At 73.1% G+C, this 18,056-nt stretch carries 13 protein-coding genes and 1 pseudogene; 9 read left to right on the plus strand and 5 right to left on the minus strand.

From position 1 onward, the window contains the following. Nucleotides 1-192 precede the first annotated feature (192 nt). Nucleotides 193-783: a pyridoxamine 5'-phosphate oxidase family protein gene (locus OIM89_RS22925; protein WP_195731115.1), complete on the minus strand. Its 591-nt coding sequence runs from the start codon at nucleotides 781-783 to the stop codon at nucleotides 193-195. Nucleotides 784-1,063: 280 nt separating this feature from the next. Between OIM89_RS22925 and OIM89_RS22930 the strand changes: the two genes are divergently transcribed. Next, nucleotides 1,064-4,069 (plus strand): bifunctional [glutamine synthetase] adenylyltransferase/[glutamine synthetase]-adenylyl-L-tyrosine phosphorylase, encoded by a 3,006-nt coding sequence (locus tag OIM89_RS22930; protein ID WP_030699079.1) that lies wholly within the window; start codon nucleotides 1,064-1,066, stop codon nucleotides 4,067-4,069. Nucleotides 4,070-4,519: 450 nt separating this feature from the next. Further along, the gene (locus OIM89_RS22935; RefSeq protein ID WP_226965143.1) at nucleotides 4,520-4,819 is read left to right on the plus strand and encodes a hypothetical protein; all 300 of its coding nucleotides are present in this window, start codon (nucleotides 4,520-4,522) and stop codon (nucleotides 4,817-4,819) included. 158 nt (nucleotides 4,820-4,977) lie between these two features. Here the strand turns inward: OIM89_RS22935 and OIM89_RS22940 are convergent, their stop codons facing one another. Further along, entirely contained in the window at nucleotides 4,978-5,592 is a 615-nt protein-coding gene (locus OIM89_RS22940) for a TetR/AcrR family transcriptional regulator (RefSeq protein ID WP_030699078.1), read from the minus strand. A 178-nt stretch (nucleotides 5,593-5,770) separates the two neighbouring features. On the opposite strand from OIM89_RS22940, the pseudogene OIM89_RS22945 reads away from it, so the two are divergent. Beyond that, nucleotides 5,771-7,254: pseudogene (locus OIM89_RS22945) on the plus strand (APC family permease). Nucleotides 7,255-7,285: 31 nt separating this feature from the next. Continuing rightward, complete coding sequence (locus OIM89_RS22950; protein ID WP_264491590.1) at nucleotides 7,286-8,866, plus strand: amidohydrolase; 1,581 nt, start codon at nucleotides 7,286-7,288, stop codon at nucleotides 8,864-8,866. 17 nt (nucleotides 8,867-8,883) lie between these two features. Here OIM89_RS22950 and OIM89_RS22955 read toward each other — a convergent pair whose 3' ends face one another. From OIM89_RS22955 to OIM89_RS22965, 3 genes are all read right to left on the minus strand, one after another. Then, nucleotides 8,884-9,297 carry a hypothetical protein gene (locus tag OIM89_RS22955; RefSeq protein ID WP_030699076.1) on the minus strand — a complete coding sequence of 138 codons (414 nt, stop codon included), beginning with the start codon at nucleotides 9,295-9,297 and terminating at the stop codon, nucleotides 8,884-8,886. 216 nt (nucleotides 9,298-9,513) lie between these two features. Further along, nucleotides 9,514-10,536 (minus strand): phosphatase PAP2 family protein, encoded by a 1,023-nt coding sequence (locus OIM89_RS22960; RefSeq protein ID WP_226965141.1) that lies wholly within the window; start codon nucleotides 10,534-10,536, stop codon nucleotides 9,514-9,516. Nucleotides 10,537-10,604: 68 nt separating this feature from the next. Continuing rightward, on the minus strand, nucleotides 10,605-11,678 hold the full coding sequence (locus OIM89_RS22965; protein ID WP_030699693.1) for a LacI family DNA-binding transcriptional regulator: 1,074 nt from the start codon (nucleotides 11,676-11,678) through the stop codon (nucleotides 10,605-10,607). A 328-nt stretch (nucleotides 11,679-12,006) separates the two neighbouring features. On the opposite strand from OIM89_RS22965, the gene OIM89_RS22970 reads away from it, so the two are divergent. The 5 genes from OIM89_RS22970 (at nucleotide 12,007) to OIM89_RS22990 (ending at nucleotide 18,007) form a co-directional block, all read left to right on the plus strand. Beyond that, complete coding sequence (locus OIM89_RS22970; RefSeq protein WP_030699694.1) at nucleotides 12,007-13,290, plus strand: extracellular solute-binding protein; 1,284 nt, start codon at nucleotides 12,007-12,009, stop codon at nucleotides 13,288-13,290. An 83-nt stretch (nucleotides 13,291-13,373) separates the two neighbouring features. Continuing rightward, nucleotides 13,374-14,384, plus strand: coding sequence for a carbohydrate ABC transporter permease (locus OIM89_RS22975; RefSeq protein WP_003947731.1), 1,011 nt, complete (start codon nucleotides 13,374-13,376; stop codon nucleotides 14,382-14,384). A gap of 2 nt (nucleotides 14,385-14,386) precedes the next feature. Beyond that, on the plus strand, nucleotides 14,387-15,223 hold the full coding sequence (locus OIM89_RS22980; protein ID WP_181844024.1) for a sugar ABC transporter permease: 837 nt from the start codon (nucleotides 14,387-14,389) through the stop codon (nucleotides 15,221-15,223). A 43-nt stretch (nucleotides 15,224-15,266) separates the two neighbouring features. Then, the gene (locus OIM89_RS22985; protein ID WP_030699697.1) at nucleotides 15,267-16,928 is read left to right on the plus strand and encodes a glycoside hydrolase family 13 protein; all 1,662 of its coding nucleotides are present in this window, start codon (nucleotides 15,267-15,269) and stop codon (nucleotides 16,926-16,928) included. Beyond that, the gene (locus OIM89_RS22990; protein ID WP_264491591.1) at nucleotides 16,913-18,007 is read left to right on the plus strand and encodes a LacI family DNA-binding transcriptional regulator; all 1,095 of its coding nucleotides are present in this window, start codon (nucleotides 16,913-16,915) and stop codon (nucleotides 18,005-18,007) included. Before OIM89_RS22985 ends, OIM89_RS22990 begins: the two co-directional genes overlap by 16 nt. The last annotated feature ends 49 nt before the right edge of the window (nucleotides 18,008-18,056 follow it).

The raw sequence follows: 18,056 nt of genomic DNA on the forward strand, positions 1-18,056 counted from the left end.
CCCGCTGGGGGCGGTGGGGTTTGCCCCGGGGCGGGGCGGGGCTGGGGTGGGGTGGCCTCAATTGCCGGCCGGGCTGAATTTGGCCTCAAGCGCCGGCCGGGCTGGGTTGTGCCGGGCTGAATTTGGGCTGAGGTTCGGCCTCAAGCGTCGGCCAGGTTGGGCTGGGCCGGGCCCGGCGGGGCTGGTGCCGGCTCAGCCGAAGTCCCAGCGGGTCTGGCTGAACGGGGTGCCCTTGGTGAAGCCGAAGGCTCGGTGTGGGGGGACGGCGAAGACGAGGGCGCTGGCGCCGTCGGGGTGGTGGAAGGTGCCGTCGGACACGTGGAAGGTCCAGTCGGGGCCGTACTTGGTGGACCAGGCGGTGGCCAGGGAGGTCAGGCGGTCGGTGTCGCTGACCAGGGAGGCTTCGCCCTCCAGGACCAGGTCGAGGCCGGTGGAGAGGGAGTTGGTGCCGGTGGTCAGGATGACCTGCTGGTTCTGGGCGAGGTTGCGGGCCTTGCGTTCCTCGGCGCCGGTGGCGAAGTGCAGGGCGCCGTGCTGCCAGACGGCCAGGAGCGGGGTGACGTGCGGGCGGCCGTCCGGGCGTACCGTCGTCAGCCAGAAGACCTCCGAGCGGTTCAGCAGGTCCTCGGCGGCGGACCACGGGACGGCTTCGGCGTCGGGGGTGCTGTAGCGCGGGTCGAGTGTCGTCGACACCGGGCCGCCCTGTGCCGGGCCGCCGTGACCGGTGGGCGCAGCCGCCGCCGTGCTGTTCGTGTTCGCGTCAGTGTCCGGGTGTGTGCCCATCGGTCCCACTCTCCTTGAACCCCCGCTGTCAGGAACGGCCCCGCCCGCCGCCCGGCCCGGGCGAACCGGGTGGCGGGGCGGGGACCGTCATCCTTACGACCGCGGGGGCGCGCGGAACTCATCGGTGTCCGTCGGCCTTCTTTGCGCGACGCCTGGCCCGGCGGCCCCCGGGGGCGGGAGGGCGAGGCGCTAGGCTCGGGAGCTGCCGGGCGTGTCCGACCCCGAGGACCCGTCCCGACCAGCACATTTCCGGCACGCGGGCAGGCAGGGAGACGGGCGCATGACCATCCCGCAGGGACGACGGAGCAGTACCTTCACCCGGCTGCTGCGGCACGGTTTCACCGACCCCTCCACCGCCGAGCGGCTGCTCGGCTCCGAGGTGCTCGCCCCGGTCGCCGAGGACACCGTCCTGCTCGACGCGCTCGCCGCCACCGCCGACCCCGACCTCGCCCTCCTGGGCCTGGTCCGCCTTGCCGAGGCCGAACCGGAGGAGGAACGGCAGCGGCTGCTCTCCACCGTGGTCACCGCCAAGCCGCTGCGCGACCGGCTGCTCGGCGTGCTCGGCGCCTCCGAGGCGCTCGGCGACCATCTCGCCCGCCATCCGCAGGACTGGCGGGCGCTGGCCATCTACGAGTCGGCCGATCTCCACCCGGGCGTCGAGGAGTTCACCCGGGGGCTCGCGGATGCCACCGATCCGGACTCGCTGCGCGTCGCCTACCGCCGCTGCCTGCTCTCCATCGCCGCCCGTGACGTCTGCGGCACCATCGACGTCGCCGAGACCGCCGCCGAGCTGGCCGACCTCGCCACCGCCACCCTCCGCGCCGCCCTGGGCATCGCCGAGGCGGCCGCGCCCGAGGACGCCGCCCGCTGCCGGCTCGCCGTCATCGCCATGGGCAAGTGCGGCGGCCACGAGCTGAACTACGTCTCGGACGTCGACGTCATCTTCGTCGCCGAACCGGCCGACCCCGGCGAGTCCGACGAGGCGCCCGCCCTCCAGGCCGCCAACCGGCTCGCCGCCCACCTGATGCGGATCTGCTCCGAGACCACCGTCGAGGGCACCATCTGGCCGGTCGACGCCAACCTCCGCCCCGAGGGCCGCAACGGCCCGCTGGTCCGCACCCTCTCCAGCCACCTCGCCTACTACCAGCGGTGGGCCAAGACCTGGGAGTTCCAGGCGCTGCTGAAGGCCCGCCCGGTCGCCGGCGACGCCGAGCTGGGCGCCTCGTACATCGAGACGATCGGGCCGCTGGTCTGGCAGGCGGCGGAGCGGGACAACTTCGTGCCGGACGTGCAGAAGATGCGCCGCCGGGTGGTCGACACCATCCCGGCGCACGAGATCGAGCGGGAGCTGAAGCTCGGCCCGGGCGGGTTGCGGGACGTGGAGTTCGCCGTGCAGCTCCTCCAGCTCGTGCACGGCCGCAGCGACCCGTCCCTGCGCTCCGGCACCACCCTCGACGCGCTCGCCGCGCTGGCCGCCGGCGGCTACGTCGGGCGGACCGACGCCGCCCAGCTCGACGACGCGTACCGCTTCCTGCGCTCCATGGAGCACCGCATCCAGCTCTACCGGCTGCGCCGCACCCACCTCGTCCCCGAGGGCGAGGCGGACCTGCGGCGGCTGGGGCGGTCGCTGGGGCTGCGGACCGAACCGGTGGTCGCGCTCACCCGGGCCTGGCGCCGCCACGCCGGGGTCGTCCGGCGCCTGCACGAGAAGCTTTTCTACCGGCCGCTGCTCGACGCCGTCGCCCAACTCGCTCCGGGCGAGGCACGGTTGTCCACCGAGGCGGCCCGCGAACGGCTCGTCGCGCTCGGCTACGACGACCCCAGCGACGCCCTGCGCCACCTGGAGGCCCTCGCCTCCGGCGTCAGCCGCAAGGCCGCCATCCAGCGCACCCTGCTGCCGGTGCTACTGGGGTGGTTCGCCGACTCCGCCGACCCGGACGCGGGCCTGCTCAACTTCCGCAAGGTCTCCGACGCCCTCGGCCAGACCCCGTGGTACCTGCGGCTGCTGCGCGACGAGGGGGCCGCAGCCGAGAACCTGGCCCGCGTCCTGTCGGCCGGCCGGCTCGCCCCCGACCTGCTGATGCGCGCCCCCGAGGCGGTCGCCCTCCTCGGCGACGTACGCGGCCTGGAGCCGCGCGGCCGCGCGCAGCTGGAACAGGAGGTGCTGGCCGCCGTCCGCCGCTCCGACAACGCCGAACACGCCGTGGCCGTCGCGCGCGGGGTACGCCGCCGCGAACTCTTCCGCACCGCCGCAGGGGACCTCATCGGCTCGTACGGCACCGAGGAGAGCCCCGCCGAGGCCGACCCGGGCGCCCTGGTCGACCGGGTCGGCTCCGCCCTCTCCGACCTCAACGCCGCCACCCTCGCCGGGACGCTGCGCGCCGTGGTCCGCGACGGCTGGGGCGACACCCTGCCGACCCGGTTCACCGTCATCGGCATGGGCCGCTTCGGCGGGCACGAGCAGGGGTACGGCTCCGACGCCGACGTGCTCTTCGTCCACGAGCCGCGCGAAGGCGCCGACGAGCAGGAGGCGGCCAAGGCGGCCAACCGGGTCGTCGCCGAACTGCGCCGCCTGCTGGAGATCCCCAGCGCCGACCCGCCGCTGGTCATCGACCCGGACCTGCGGCCCGAGGGCAAGACCGGGCCGCTGGTCCGCACGCTCGCCTCCTACGCCGCGTACTACCGCCGCTGGTCGCAGGTGTGGGAGGCGCAGGCGCTGCTGAGGGCCGAGCCCGTCGCGGGCGACGCCGAACTCGGGGCGCGCTTCATCGAGCTGGTCGACCCGCTGCGCTACCCGGCGGAAGGGCTCGGCGAGGACGGAGCCCGCGAGATCCGCCGCCTGAAGGCCCGGATGGAGTCCGAGCGGCTGCCGCGCGGCGCCGACCCGACCCTCCACACCAAGCTGGGCCGGGGCGGCCTCTCCGACGTCGAGTGGACCGTCCAGCTCCTCCAGATGCGGCACGGCTGGGCCGAACCGGGTCTGCGCACCACCAGCACCCGCCCCGCGCTGGCCGCCGCCGTCGCCGCCGGGCTGCTCCCCGCCGAGGAGGCCGCCATGCTCGACGAGGCGTGGGTGCTCGCCACCCGGGTCCGCAACGCCGTCATGCTGGTCCGGGGCCGCCCGGGCGACACCTTCCCCTCCGACGGCCGCGAACTGGCCGCCGTCGCCCGCTACCTGGGGTACGAACCGGGCCACGTCGGCGACATGCTGGACGACTACCGCCGCACGACCCGACGGGCCCGCGCCGTGGTGGACGAGGTGTTCTACGGGGCCGCCGCCCACTGAGCCCTCCGAGACCACCCCCTGAGCCGCCGCTGAGCTGCGCCGATGCCGGACGCGGGCGTGATCGTTCCGTTAGGGGAACGGTGCCGTCCGTCGCTTCCGGGCAGGCGGGGCCTCAGCCGCGCAACGCCAGGACGGTCGCGGCGGTCACCGTCGCCGACTGCGGGGGCCCGCACGGTGGGGAGGTCCTCAGCCGGGTGAGCCTCGTGGAGACCGCCGCCGAGAACGAGGACGGCACCTTCCGTGGCGAGGCCCAGGCGGAGGACGCCGCCCGGGCCGCCTGCGCCGAGGAGTTCGCCGAGGAGATGGCCGACCCCTACAGTCACGACTTCATCGTGCGGGTCATCCATCCCGCGTCTCCCGAGGAGTGGGCGGCCCGGCCGTCGGCCGCCTGCTGGGTGTCCGCGCGCGGGCTGCCCGAGTACTGCCTCGTCTGCGAGACGAAGCTGACCGATGACCAGGAGGCGTTCCGGCGCGCACTGGTGCCGTACACCCGGGCCTGGGCGGGGCATCGAGGAGGCCGCCTGGCTGCTGAGGGGCAAGCCGGAGCTGCGCCGCCTCGGTCCCGAAGCCGGGGCGGACCTGGCGGACGCGCTGACCGCGCAGCTCCCGTACTGGCGGGAGGCGGCCGCGGCCAAGGAGCCGGAGGACCACGAGAAGGCGGTGACCGAGGCGGAGTTGGCGCATTCGGCGGGCGGCGAGATCGCCCGCGCCCGCGACCTCATCGGGCTGGCGCCGGTCATCACGGAGTGAGCTGCCGACGGAGCCGCTCAGCCCCGTTCACGCCAGGTGACCGACTTCCGGACCCGGTCAGCCTCCACGGCGGTCAGCGGGCGGCCGCCAGCCGTACGACTGGTCCGCGCGGGCAGGATCGCCGGACACGCGGCACACACAGCCTTCGGTGGGGGACGTCACCCCTCGTACCCCTCCAGCACCCCCCGCGCATACCCCATGAACCCCGCCAGCGCGATCTCGAACGCCGCGTCCGCGCGGCCCTCGCCGATGGCGGCGAGGGCCTGGCTGAGGCGGGGGGTGGAGGTGGTGTCGGCCGGTTCCCACATGGTCTCGGGGGCGGCGAGGTCGAGGGCGGAGCCGAGGACGGTGTTCTCCAGGGCGGTGATCAGGGGCATCACGTCGACCGTGGCGAAGCCGGCGTCCGTCAGGACGCGGACCACCCGTTCGTACTGGTCGAGCATGCCGGGGGCGCGGACCGGGTGGGTGGTCAGCAGCGGGATGACCTTGGGGTGGGCGGCGAAGGCCGCGCGGTAGGAGCGGGCCCAGTCCTGGAGGGCGGTGTCCCAGGCGGGGGCGGAGAGGGTGGAGACATCGATGGCCTGGGTGACGCGTTCGCGGATCAGCTCGATGACGCCGTCCCGGCCGTCCACGTGGTGGTAGAGCGAACCGGTCTGCACCCCGAGCCGCCTGGCGATCGCCGGGACGCTGAACTCGCCGTTCGCGTCCACGAGTTCGAGCGCGACGGTGGCGATGCGCGGGCGGTCGATCAGCGGTGTGCGTGGGCGTCCCATGGTTCTCCGGCTGCTCGGCGTCGGTCGGGCCCGGCGGAGAAAGGGTCTTCCCCGGAGCCTGAACCGGAGGTTACATGGCGAAAACCGAAAGCCTTCAGATTCTGCTTCCCGGCTCGCGATCCGGCCCCTCCTCTCCTGTCGTCCTGCCGTCATGCCGTCAGGAGGGCTCTGCCTCCGCATGTCCGTACCACCGCAGCCCCCGCCGCCCCCGCACCCCGCCGCCCCCGGACGGCGCACCGGCACCCTCACCACCGCCGACATCTCCTTCTTCGTGGTCTCGGCCGCCGCCCGCTCACCGTCATGGCCGGCGTCGCCCCGATCGCCATCATGCTCGGCGGCATCGGCGCCCCCGCCGGCTACCTCCTCGCCGGCCTCACCCTCACCGTCTTCGCCGTCGGCTTCACCACCATGAGCCGCCACGTCGGCCACGGCGGCGGCTTCTCCGCGTACATCACCCGCGGCCTCGGCCGCCCCGCCGGGATGGGCGCGGCCCTGCTCGCGATGCTCGGGTACAACGGCATGGAGACCGGCGTCTACGGGCTGCTCGGCAGCGCCAGCCAGGACACCGCGCTCGCCCTGTTCGGCGCGGAGATCCCCTGGCTGCCCGTCTCGCTCGCCGGGCTCGTCCTCATCTGGTACCTCGGCTACCGCTCCATCGACTTCGGCGGCAAGGTGCTCGGCGTGCTCCTCGTCGCCGAGACCGGCATCCTGCTGCTGCTCACCGGGGGCGTCCTCCTCGACGGCGGCGCGAGCGGCCTCACCCTCGACTCCCTCACCCCGGCCAACGTCGCCGTCCCCGGCATGGCCGCCGTCATCGCCTGTGCCTTCGCCGCCTTCACCGGCTTCGAGTCCACCGCCATCTACCGCCGCGAGGCCCGCGACCCCCACCGCACCATCCCGCGCGCCACCTTCATCGCCGTCGCCTTCCTCGGCCTCTTCTACGCCTTCATCGTCTGGACCGTCATCCAGGCGTACGGCTCCGACAAGGTCGTCCAGGCCGCCACCGACGACGCGGGCGGGCTCTTCTTCGCCGCCATCACGACGTACGTCGGCGCCTGGGCGGCCGACCTGATGCACGTGCTCATCGTCAGCAGCGTCGTCGCCTCGCTGCTCGCCTTCCACAACGCCATCAACCGCTACACCCTCTCGCTCACCGAGGAAGGGCTGCTGCCGCCGGTGCTCGGGCGCATCCACCCGCGCCACCGCTCGCCGTACCTCGCGGGCGCCGCGCAGACCGCCGTGGGCGCCGTCGTGGTCGCCGGGTTCGCACTGGCCGGCGCCGACCCGTACACGCAACTGCTGCTCTGGGTGAACACGCCCGGCATGATCGGGCTCATGGCGCTCCAGCTGCTCGCCGCCGCGGCCGTCCTCTGCTACTTCCGGCGCGTCCGGCACCGGGAAGGGGGCTGGCGGACGGTGGTCGCGCCGGTCGCCGCCGTGCTGCTCGGCGCCGCCGTCGCCCTGGTCACCGCCCATGTCGAGCTCTTCTCCGGCGCCGGGACCGGCACCGCCATCCTCCTCGTCTCCCTCGTCCCGGCCGTCTTCGTCGTCGGCGTCGCCCTCGCGCCGCGCCTGCGCCGCACCCGGCCCGAGGTCTACGCAGGGTTCGCCGCCGAACCGGGAGGGGAGACACCGGCTCCCCGTGAACCCGCCGCCCTCTGACCACCGCCCCACCCCGCAAGGAGCCGCCCCCGTGCCCGCAGCCGACCTCGTCCTCACCGCCGCCCGCGTCCACACCCTCGACCCGGCCGGACCCCGTGCCGAAGCCGTCGCGGTCAAGGACGGCACGATCGTGGCCGTCGGCGACCGCACCGACACCGCCGGCTGGACCGGACCCGGCACCGAGACCGTCGACCTCGGCGGCGCCACCCTCACCCCCGGCCTCGTCGACGCCCACAGCCACCCCGTATGGGGCCTGGAGATGTCGGCCGGCACCGACCTCACCGCCGTCACCGACCTCGCCGGACTCCGCGCCACCCTGCACGCCGCCGCCCCCGAAGGCGGCTGGCTCCTCGGCTGGGGCCTGGACCACAACGCCTTCGGCGACCAGCCCCTGGACCGGAGCCTGATCGAGGACGTCCACCCCGGCGTCCCCGTCTTCCTCCGCCTCTACGACGGCCACTCCGCCCTGGTCAACGGCGCCGCCCTCGACCGCACCGGGATCACCGGCCCGCGCACCTTCGGCCAGCGCGCCAGCGTCGTCTGCGACCCGGACGGGCGCCCCACCGGCCACCTGATCGAGCACGCCGCCATGGACCTGGTCCAGCCCCACCTGCCCACTCCCTCCGACACCGAGCGGATCGCCCGGCTGCGCACCCTGCTCGGCGAGATGGCCGCCACCGGACTGACCGGCGCCCACGTGATGGACCTCGGCGACGGCACCGTGCCCGAGCTGCTCACCGCCTTCGAGGCCGAGGGGGAGCTGCCGCTGCGGCTGCGGCTCGCCCCCTGGTGCATGCCCGGCTCCACCCCGGCCGACCTCGCCGAGCTGATCGCCCTCCAGTCGCGCGCCGGGCGGCTGTGGCGGGTCGGCGGGGTCAAGTTCTTCATGGACGGCACCGTGGAGGGCGGCACCGCCTGGCTCGAACACGCCGACTGCCACGGTCAGGGTGCCGACGCCTTCTGGCCGGACCCCGAGGCGTACAGCGCGGCCGTCCGCACCCTGGACGCGGCCGGGGTCGGCACCGCCACCCACGCCATCGGCGACGCCGCGGTGCGGCACGTGCTCGACACCGTGGCCGCGCTCGGCCCCGGTGCCCGGGGACGGCACCGGATCGAGCACATCGAGACCGTCCCCGACGACCAGCTGCCGCGCTTCGCCGAGCTGGGCGTCGCCGCCTCCATGCAGCCACCGCACACCGCCTACACCCGCGCCGACCACAGTGACGCCTGGTCCCGAAGGCTCGGACCCGAGCGGGCCGGGCGCGCCTGGCGCATCCGGGAGCTGCGCGAGGCCGGGGCGTACGTGGCGCTCGGCTCGGACTGGCCCATCGCCCACCACGGCGCCCGCCAGGTGCTGGCCCTGGCCCAGGAACCGCGCGGCGCCGCGAGCCGGGGCGGCGGGCTGAGCGCCCTGATGGCGCAGGAGGGCGTCACCAGCCACGCGGCCGCCGCGGCGGGCGAGGCGGCCGTGGCCGGGCGGATCGCCCCCGGTCACCGCGCCGACCTCACCGCCTTCGCCGCCGACCCGCTCACCACCCCCGCCGGCGAACTGCCCGAGACGCCGATCGCGCTCACCGTCGTGGGCGGCTCCATCCGGCACCGCGCCGTCTGAGGCGTGCGGGGAGTTGGTCAGGAGCGCCGCCGCCGCTTCAGCTCCGCCTCGTAGAGGTGGCGGCGGCCTCCGGCGAGCCGGCCGGTCAGCTCGGCCTCCAGGGCGGCGAAGGGGCGGTAGTAGCCGTCGTCGTACTCCTCGATCAGCTGGAACGTCCAGTGCCCCGGGGTGACGTTGCGCCCCACCAGTTCCGTGCGGACCCGCTCCGCCTCCTCGGGGTGGCCGGCCTCCCGCAGCAGGCGGACCGCCTCGTCGAGCTGGAAGTCGGCGGTGCCGGTCAGCTGGTGGAAGGAGTAGAGGTGGCCGCGGGCCCGCTCGGTGGTCTCCAGGGCCTTGGAGAGCGCCCCCAGCGCCTCGACGGCCGTGTCGCTCATGGGCTCGGGGCGCCGGTGCGCGGGGTCCGGCCGCCCGTCGTCGTGGTCCTTGGTCATGTCTGGCGTGTGCCCGGCGAGGTCGGGTGCGTATCGCCTGGGCGGCGCGCTTTCGGCGAGCCTCGCCCGACTGGCCGGGCGTCCGGGTGGCCTGGCCGCCGGCCGGGCTGTTTCTGTGGCTGAGGTCCGGCCTTGCGTGCCGGTTCAAGATGGCCTCAAGCGCCGGCCGGGCTGTTCTGGGCTGGTTGGGCTGCTGCCGGGCTGTCGGCCCCGGCGTCAGGACTCGGGGGCGGGGGCCGGTTCCGGGGAGGCGCGGGTCAGGGCGGTGGCGCCCCTCGGGCCGGGGCCGGTGGGGGAGGGCAGCGGGCGTTCCTCGGCCGGGGGCTGCTCGGTGGAGTGCGCCGGTTCGGGGGCCGGGGGGGTGGGGGCGGCGGCCGGGGGAGCCGTGGCTCTGCGCCGGTCGTCCGGGACCTGCCGGGGCAGGCCCTGCGGGAGTGCCCCGTAGCAGAGGCGGGCGACCAGGTAGCCGAAGAGGAGGCAGGCGAGGCCGCCGACCGCGTCGAGCCAGAAGTGGTTGGCGGTGGCCACGATGACGACCAGGGTGAGCGTCGGGTAGAGCAGGCCGAGCACCTTGGCCCAGGGCACCGAGGCGAGGGCGAAGATGGTCAGGCCGCACCAGAGCGACCAGCCGATGTGCATCGAGGGCATCGCCGCGTACTGGTTCGACATGTTCTTCAGGTCGCCGGAAGCCATCGAGCCCCAGGTCTGGTGGACCAGGACGGTGTCGATGAAGTGCTGCCCGTTCATCAGGCGGGGTGGCGCCAGCGGGTAGAGGTAGTAGCCGACCAGGGCGACGGCGGTGGTGGCGAAGAGGACGGTGCGGGCGGCCGCGTAGCGCCCTGGATGGCGGCGGTAGAGCCAGACCAGCACGCCGAGGGTGACGACGAAGTGCAGCGTGGCGTAGTAGTAGTTCATCCCCACGATCAGCCAGGTCACCGAGTTGACCGCGTGGTTGACGCCGTGCTCCACCGCGATGCCGAGCCGCTGCTCGACCTCCCAGATCCAGTCGGCGTTGGCCATCGCCTGGGCCTTCTGCTCCGGCACCGCGTTGCGGATGAGGGAGTACACCCAGTAACTGACGGCGATGAGCAGGATCTCGAACCAGATCCGGGGCCGCCGCGGGGTGCGCAGGCGGCCGAATGGGCCCGCGGGCCGCGTGGAGCGCCCTGCCGGGCCCATGGGCGAGGAATCGGGGGCCGGTCGGCGGCCTTCAGAAGTCGTCACAGTGGTCTCACCCATAGGGAGGGATTCTGTCAGAATCGCGCCTACCGACCGATCATCCCTCGGACGGGTCAGTCCCGCATTCTCTACGCCTTACGGACGATCTCCCTCTGGGGGACCTCACCCAGGCCGGAGGCGTCGGGAGGGGGTGCCGAGGCGGTCGAACCGCGCACCACCAGCTCCGGCATGAAGACGAACTCGCTGGGCGGCGCGGGCGTCCCGCCGATCTCCTCCAGCAGGGCGCGGACCGCCGCCTGCCCCATCGCCGTGACCGGCTTGCGGACGGTGGTGAGCGGCGGGTCGGTGAAGGCGATCAGCGGGGAGTCGTCGAAGCCGACCACGGAGGCGTCGGCGGGGACGTCGAGGCCCCGGCGGCGGACCGCGCGGATGGCGCCGAGCGCCATCATGTCGCTGGCGCACACCACCGCCGTGCATCCGCCGTCCAGCAGGGAGTCGGCGGCGGCCTGGCCGCCCTCCAGTGTGTACAGGGAGTGCCGGACGAACTCCCGCTCGGCCTCGGCCGCGTCGATCCCGAAGGTGTCGTGCAGCGCCCGGGTGAACCCCTCCGTCTTGCGGACCACCGGGACGAACCGTTTCGGGCCGAGGGCCAGCCCGATCCGGGTGTGGCCCAGTGAGGCGAGGTGGGTGACGGCCAGCCGCATCGCCGCACGGTCGTCGGGGGAGATGAACGGGGCGCGCACCTGGTCGGTGAAGCCGTCGATGAGGACGAACGGGACGCCCTGGCCGCGCAGCCGGTCGTACCGCGTCATGTCGGCGGTGGTGTCGGCGTGCAGCCCGGAGACGAAGATGATGCCGGAGACGCCCCGGTCGACCAGCATCTCGGTCAGCTCGTCCTCGGTGGAGCCGCCGGGGGTCTGGGTGGCCAGCACCGGCGTGTACCCCTGCCGGGTCAGGGCCTGCCCGATGACCTGGGCCAGCGCCGGGAAGATCGGGTTCTCCAGCTCCGGGGTGATCAGGCCGACCAGTCCGGCGCTGCGGCGGCGCAGCCGCACCGGGCGTTCGTAGCCGAGGACGTCGAGCGCGGCGAGGACGGATTCGCGGGTGGCCGCGGCGACGCCCTGCTTGCCGTTGAGGACCCGGCTCACGGTCGCTTCGCTGACCCCCGCCTGGGCTGCGATGTCAGCGAGTCGCGCGGTCATGACACGGGACTGTACCGGCCGGGTCCGCGCTTGCCCATCGGCCGGGGGAGGCGGGCCGGTTTCCGGAGATGTCAGGAGCTGGCTCCCGGCCACGGCGGCAACGCCTTGCAAGACCTTTCAACCACGAAGATCACCGTCCTGGTCGGGAACGGTGCACCGAATGGACACGTGGAGGTAACAATCGGCTCGCCTTGCAGAAATTTCTCGCAAGCTCTTTCGGACAGATTTCAGGACTGTTACGTTCCTGCCGACCCGAAGCCGCGAAGGAGCGGCAGGCACGGCTGCCCTCAGCCCTCGCCGGATCGGGACCGTGCTTGAAGGAGTACACATGCGACGTGGCATAGCGGCTACCGCGCTCGTGGCGAGCCTGGCGCTCGCGGCGACGGCCTGCGGCGGGGACACCACCGACGAGAGCGGCGCCAAGGGCGGCAAGAGCGGCGGGGAACTGGCCGGCACGGTCACCTGGTGGGACACCTCGACCGTCGGCAGTGAGGACAAGGTCTTCAAGGCGCTGGCCGAGGGCTTCGAGAAGGAGCACCCCAAGGTCAAGGTCAACTACGTCAACGTGCCCTTCGCGGACGCGCAGAACAAGTTCAAGAACGCCGCCTCCTCCGGCTCCGGCGCCCCCGACGTGATCCGCTCCGAGGTCGCCTGGACCCCGGACTTCGCCTCGCTCGGCTACCTCGCCCCGCTCGACGGCACCGCCGCCCTCGACAAGCAGGACGACTACCTCAAGCAGGCCGCCGCCTCCACCCAGTACGACGGCAAGACCTTCGGCGTCCCGCAGGTCATCGACTCCGTCGGCGTCTTCTACAACAAGAAGCTGCTCAAGGAGGCCGGCGTCGAGGTGCCCAAGACCCTCGACGAGCTGACCGAGGCCGCCAAGGCGATCAAGTCGAAGACCGGCAAGACCGCCCTGTACCTGCGCGGCGACGACGCGTACTGGTTCCTGTCGTTCCTCTACGGCGAGGGCGGCGACATGATCAACACCAAGGACAAGTCGGTCACCATCGACGACAAGCCCGCCGTCGACGCCTTCAAGGCCGTCAAGGAACTGGTCGACTCCAAGGTGGCCGTCACCGACGCCACCAACGGCTGGGACAACATGCAGAAGGCCATCAAGGACGGCGAGGTCGCCATGGCGATCAACGGCCCCTGGGCCGTGACCGACACCCTCGCCGGTGACGCCTTCAAGGACAAGGCCAACTTCGGCGTCGCCCCGGTCCCGGCCGGCTCCAAGACCGCCGGCTCCCCGCAGGGCGGCCACAACTACGCCGTCTACGCCGGGTCGAAGAACCTCGACGCCTCCTACGAGTTCGTCAAGTACATGAGCTCCGCCAAGGTCCAGGCCGAAGTCACCCAGAAGCTCAGCCTGCTGCCGACCCGCTCCTCGGTCTACGGCGACCCGAAGGTCGCGGACAACGAGATCGTGCAGTTCTTCAAGCCGGTCGTCGAGACCGCCGTCGAGCGCCCCTGGGTCCCCGAGGGCGGCAGCCTCTTCGCCCCGCTCCAGACCCAGTACACCAAGGTCCTCACCGGCCAGGCCACGCCCGAGCAGGCCGCCAAGTCCACCGGTGACTCGTACCGCAAGCTCCTGAAGGACTACAAGTAACCGACCCGGCCGCGTGCCGCCGCCGCGCCCCGCGCGCGGCGGCACGCCCCACCCGTACGGAGAAGAAGGAGGCCGGCCGACCGATGGCTGTGCACACGGGCCCGTCGGTGGCCAAGGCGCCGGGGAAGGCAACCGTCCCCGGGCCGCGCCGCCCGGCCAGAACGCGGGAGAGCGGAGTACGCCGCGCCCTCTCCACGCACTGGTACGCCTGGACCATGGTGGCGCCCGTCGTCATCGTCCTCGCGATCATCGTCGGCTACCCGCTGGGCCGGGGTATCTGGCTCTCGCTCACCGACGCCACCGAGGCCAACGTCGAGCGGACCATCGGCGTCAACCACATCCCGGCCACCTACGAGTTCACCGGGCTCCAGAACTACGTGGACGCCTTCGGCGACCCGGTCTTCCTCCAGCGCCTGGTCTGGACGATCGTGTGGACCGTCGCCTGCGTCTCCATCACGTACAGCCTGGGCCTCGCGCTGGCCACCCTGCTCAACCGGCAGGTCGCCGGGCGCGGTTTCTACCGCATGGCGCTGGTCGTGCCGTGGGCCATCCCCGGCTTCGTCTCCGTCTTCTCCTGGAACTTCCTCTACAACGAGAAGCACGGCCTGCTCAACAAGATCCTGGTGGGCGGCGGCATCGACGCCGTGCCGTGGCTCAACGACCCGACCATCGCCAAGCTCTCGGTGATCGCGGTCAACGTCTGGCTCGGTGTCCCCTTCATGATGGTGGCCCTCCTCGGCGGCCTCCAGTCCATCCCCGGCGACCTCTACGAGGCGGCCGAGATGGACGGCGCCAGCGCCTGGCAGCGGTTCCGGCACATCACCCTCCCCGGGCTGCGGCCCGTCTCCACCACGGTGATCCTGCTCTCCACCATCTGGACCTTCAACATGTTCCCGGTGATCTTCCTGCTCACCCGGGGCGGGCCCGGCGACGCCACCGAGATCCTGGTCACCCAGGCGTTCCGGATGACCTTCGTCGACAGCCCGCGCAACTTCTCCACCTCGGCGACCTGGGGCGTCATCATCCTGCTCCTGCTGCTGGTGTTCGCCTTCTTCTACCGCCGCGTCCTCAAGAAGCAGGGAGAGGTGTGGTGACCATGCCCAACACCCGCCGCAGTCGCAGCCCGCTCGCCTCGATCGGCCTGCACGGCACACTGCTGATCGCCACCGTCGTCGCCGTCTTCCCCGCCCTGTGGGTACTGCTGACCTCGCTCAAGCCGGCGAAGTTCGCCACCACCACCGACTTCTTCCGCGACACCACCCTCGCCAACTACACGCACCTGCTGGGGGACACCAAGTTCCTCACCTGGTTCGGCAACTCGGTGGTCGTCGCCGCCACCACCACCGTGATCGGCGTCTTCCTCGCCGCCACCACCGGTTACGCGGTCAGCCGCTTCCGCTTCCCCGGGATGCGGCCGCTGATGTGGGTGCTGCTCATCACCCAGATGTTTCCGATGGCGATCCTCATCGTGCCGCTGTACAACCTCTTCTCCTCGATGGGGCTGCTCAACCAGCCGGTCGGCCTGGTCATCACCTACCTGACGATCGCCGTGCCGTTCTGCGCCTGGATGATGAAGGGCTTCTTCGACGCGATACCCGTCGAGATCGACGAGTCCGGACGCGTCGACGGGCTCAACCCCTTCGGCACCTTCTGGCGGCTCATCCTGCCGCTGGCCCGCCCGGGCCTCGCTGTCACCGGCTTCTACTCGTTCATCACCGCCTGGGGCGAGGTCGCGTACGCCTCCGCCTTCATGGTCGGCGAGGACAACATGACGCTCGCCGGAGGACTCCAGACCTTCGTCAACCAGTACACGGCCCAGTGGGGACCGATGACCGCCGCCTCCGTGCTGATCGCCGTCCCGGCCGTCATCGTCTTCGTCCTCGTCCAGCGCCACCTGGTCACCGGCATGACCGCCGGCGCGACAAAGGGCTAGAGAAGCCGCACTCCAGGCCACCCCTCATGACACCAGGGAAGACATGACCCAGCACCTCACTGCCCCCGCCCCCACCGCCCCGGCCGCCGACACCGCTCCCGGCTGGTGGCGCGACGCGGTGATCTACCAGGTCTACCCCCGCAGCTTCGCCGACGCCGACGGCGACGGCATGGGCGACCTGCCCGGCATCCGCCACCGCCTGCCCTACCTCAAGGAACTGGGCGTCGACGCCGTCTGGCTCAGCCCCTTCTACGCCTCCCCGCAGGCCGACGCCGGGTACGACGTCGCCGACTACCGGGCCATCGACCCGATGTTCGGCACCCTCGCCGACGCCGAGGCGCTCATCGCCGACGCCCGGGCGCTGGGGCTGCGCACCATCGTCGACCTCGTCCCCAACCACTCCTCCGACCAGCACGCCTGGTTCCGCCAGGCGCTGGCCGAGGGCCCCGGCTCGCCGCTGCGGGAGCGCTACCACTTCCGCCCCGGCAAGGGCACCGACGGCGAACTCCCGCCCAACGACTGGGAGTCCATCTTCGGCGGGCCCGCCTGGACCCGCACGGACGACGGCGAGTGGTACCTGCACCTCTTCGCGCCCGAACAGCCCGACTTCAACTGGGAGCACCCGGCCGTCCGTGACGAGTTCCGCTCCATCCTGCGGTTCTGGCTCGACATCGGGGTCGACGGCTTCCGCGTCGACGTGGCGCACGGCCTCATCAAGGCCGAGGGGCTGCCCGACATCGGCGCCGGCGAGCAGGTCAAGCTGCTCGGCAACGAGGTCATGCCCTTCTTCGACCAGGACGGCGTCCACGCGGTCTACCGCGACTGGCGCGCGCTGCTCGCCGAGTACGGCGACGACCGCGTCCTGGTCGCCGAGGCCTGGACCCCGACCGTCGAGCGGACCGCCCACTACGTCCGCCCCGACGAGATGCACCAGGCGTTCAACTTCCAGTACCTGAGCACCTACTGGGACGCCGAGGCGCTGCGCGAGGTCATCGACGCCTCGCTCGCCGCGATGCGCCCGGTCGGCGCCCCCACCACCTGGGTCCTCTCCAACCACGACGTGACCCGGCACGCCACCCGCTTCGCCAACCCGCCCGGCGGCACCCAGCTGCGCACCCCCGGCGACCGCGCCCTGGGCCTGCGCCGGGCCCGCGCCGCCACCCTGCTGATGCTCGCCCTGCCCGGCTCCGCCTACGTCTACCAGGGCGAGGAACTGGGCCTGCCCGACGTCACCGACCTGCCCGACGAGGTCCGCCAGGACCCCTCGTACTTCCGGGCCGCCGGACAGGACGGCTTCCGCGACGGCTGCCGGGTGCCGATCCCGTGGACCGTCGAGGGGCCCTCGGCCGGCTTCGGGCCCGGCGGCAGCTGGCTCCCGCAGCCCGCGGGCTGGGGCGAGCTGAGCGTCGAGGCGCAGACCGGCGACCCCAGTTCCACCCTGGAGCTGTACCGGGCCGCGCTCGCCGTCCGCCGGGAACACCCCGGGCTCGGCGCCGGCCAGGAGATCAGCTGGCTGGAGGCGCCCGAGGGCGTCCTCGCCTTCGCCCGCCCCGAGTTCGCCTGCACCGCCAACACCACCGGCGCCCCGGTCCGGCTCCCCGCCCCCGGCCGCCCGCTGCTCGCCTCCCAGGGCGCGGCCCCGGCCGTCGCCGAGGACGGGACCTTCGAGCTGCCCGCCGACACCACGGTGTGGTGGACGGTGTGACCCTGCCCGCCCCGCGGGACGGCTCCCCGGCCGTCCCGCGGCTCGCGGACATCGCCGCGCAGGCCCAGGTCAGCGAGGCGACCGCCAGCCGTGTCCTCAACGGCCGCCCCGGCGTCGCCCACTCCACCCGGCAGCGCGTCCTCGCCGCCCTCGACCTGCTCGGCTACGAGCGGCCCACCCGGCTGCGCCGCCGCAGCGCCGGGCTCATCGGCCTGATCACCCCCGAGCTGACCAACCCGATCTTCCCGGCCTTCGCCCAGGTCGTCGAACAGGCGCTGGCCGGCTACGGCTACACCCCGGTGCTCTGCACCCAGATCCCCGGCGGCGCCACCGAGGACGAACTGGTCGAGCAGCTGGAGGAGCGCGGCGTCAACGGCATCGTCTTCCTCTCCGGCCTGCACGCCGACACCACCGCCGACCCGCGCCGCTACGCCCGGCTGACCGAGCGCGGCGTCCCCTTCGTCCTCATCAACGGCTACAACGAGCGCATCCGCGCCCCCTTCGTCTCCCCGGACGACCGCTCGGCGGTCCGGATGGCGGTGCGCCACCTCGCCGACCTCGGCCACCGGCGGATCGGTCTCGCCATAGGGCCCGACCGGTACGTGCCCTCGCGCCGCAAGGCGGAAGGATTCGCCGACGCCCTCGCCGAGATCCTCGGGACTCCGCGGGAGGAGGCCGAACAGCGCGTCCGCCGCACCCTGTTCAGCGTCGAGGGCGGCCACGCGGCGGCCGGGTCGCTGCTGGAGCAGGGGTGCACGGGGCTGGTCTGCGGCAGCGACCTGATGGCGCTCGGCGCCGTCCGGGCCGCCCGGGAGCGGGGGCTCGACGTCCCCGCCGACCTCTCGGTGGTCGGCTTCGACGACTCGCAGCTGGTCGCCTTCACCGACCCGCCGCTGACCACGGTCCGCCAGCCGGTCCACGCGATGGCCACCGCCGCCGTCGGCGCCCTGCTGGAGGAGATCACCCACCAGACCGTGCAGCGCACCGAGTTCGTCTTCCAGCCGGAGCTGGTGGTGCGCGGCTCCACCGCCCAGTGGGTGCCGGGTGACGGATGGGACGTACGGGGCGCTTCGTCCTGAGCCGCCCGCAACCTCTTGCAGAGGCTTGCGGGGCCTGCTCTCTGGCGCC

Source organism: Streptomyces sp. BI87 (genome assembly GCF_025957665.1).
Classification (GTDB): Bacteria; Actinomycetota; Actinomycetes; order Streptomycetales; family Streptomycetaceae; genus Streptomyces; species Streptomyces albidoflavus.

Coding starts and splice junctions, on each gene's coding strand:
- OIM89_RS22930 (WP_030699079.1), top strand. CDS start 1,064: ATGACCATCCCGCAGGGACGACGGAGCAGTACCTTCACCCGGCTGCTG.
- OIM89_RS22940 (WP_030699078.1), bottom strand. CDS start 5,592: ATGGGACGCCCACGCACACCGCTGATCGACCGCCCGCGCATCGCCACC.
- OIM89_RS22975 (WP_003947731.1), top strand. CDS start 13,374: ATGGCTGTGCACACGGGCCCGTCGGTGGCCAAGGCGCCGGGGAAGGCA.
- OIM89_RS22970 (WP_030699694.1), top strand. CDS start 12,007: ATGCGACGTGGCATAGCGGCTACCGCGCTCGTGGCGAGCCTGGCGCTC.
- OIM89_RS22980 (WP_181844024.1), top strand. CDS start 14,387: ATGCCCAACACCCGCCGCAGTCGCAGCCCGCTCGCCTCGATCGGCCTG.
- OIM89_RS22965 (WP_030699693.1), bottom strand. CDS start 11,678: ATGACCGCGCGACTCGCTGACATCGCAGCCCAGGCGGGGGTCAGCGAA.
- OIM89_RS22985 (WP_030699697.1), top strand. CDS start 15,267: ATGACCCAGCACCTCACTGCCCCCGCCCCCACCGCCCCGGCCGCCGAC.
- OIM89_RS22955 (WP_030699076.1), bottom strand. CDS start 9,297: ATGACCAAGGACCACGACGACGGGCGGCCGGACCCCGCGCACCGGCGC.
- OIM89_RS22925 (WP_195731115.1), bottom strand. CDS start 783: ATGGGCACACACCCGGACACTGACGCGAACACGAACAGCACGGCGGCG.
- OIM89_RS22935 (WP_226965143.1), top strand. CDS start 4,520: ATGACCAGGAGGCGTTCCGGCGCGCACTGGTGCCGTACACCCGGGCCT.
- OIM89_RS22960 (WP_226965141.1), bottom strand. CDS start 10,536: ATGGGTGAGACCACTGTGACGACTTCTGAAGGCCGCCGACCGGCCCCC.